Genomic DNA, 791 nt, shown 5'->3' on the forward strand with positions numbered 1-791 from the left:
CGCGTTGGCTTGTGCCTGGACCGCTCTCAGCATATGCTCGCGGCCCTAATTGGCATATTGAAAGTCGGCGCCAGCTATGTCCCGCTTGACCCTGACTTCCCCGATGATCGTTTGGCGTACATGATTGAAGACTCGGGCTTACAACACCTAGTCACTCAAGAAACGCATATCAAGCGCCTGCCTTCTGTTGCACACATACTCAATACCGATCTGATTTCTGAACGTCTATCACAGCAGAACACAGCTTGCCCAGATGTAACAATCCCTGAGGATACAGCTGCGTATATCATCTATACCTCCGGTTCTACCGGAAAGCCTAAAGGCGTTGTGGTACCCCATGCTTCCGTCATGAACTTCTTACACAGCATGGCCGAAAAGCCAGGGCTCCAGGCTGATGATACCCTGATGGCAGTAACAACTTTGTCTTTTGATATTGCCGTACTTGAACTCTACTTGCCACTCTGGGTCGGCGCCAAAATCATTATTGCCAAGAAACAGGATAGTAGTGATGGTCGACGTTTATTAAGCTTGCTGATAAAGCATCAGGCAAACTTCATGCAAGCAACACCCGCCACCTGGCGATTGCTGATCAGTAGTGGCTGGCAGGGTGAGCCTAGATTAAAAGCACTGTGCGGTGGCGAAGCATTGCCATTGGATTTAGCTGAAGAGCTACTTCAACGCTGTAGTGAGCTTTGGAACATGTATGGCCCAACTGAAACCACCGTTTGGTCTAGCTGTGCCCAGATTACACAAACCCAAACACCGCCTGGATTGGGCTTACCTATCGCCAA

The 791-nt window shown here is 49.8% G+C and carries 1 protein-coding gene; it reads left to right on the top strand.

Annotation, left to right across the window (positions count from 1 at the left end; genetic code table 11):
* Window positions 1-791: AMP-binding protein (locus A3766_RS21535; RefSeq protein ID WP_156509034.1), on the top strand; the 791-nt coding region annotated here is incomplete at both ends.

The sequence above is a fragment of the Oleiphilus sp. HI0132 genome (genome assembly GCF_001635845.1).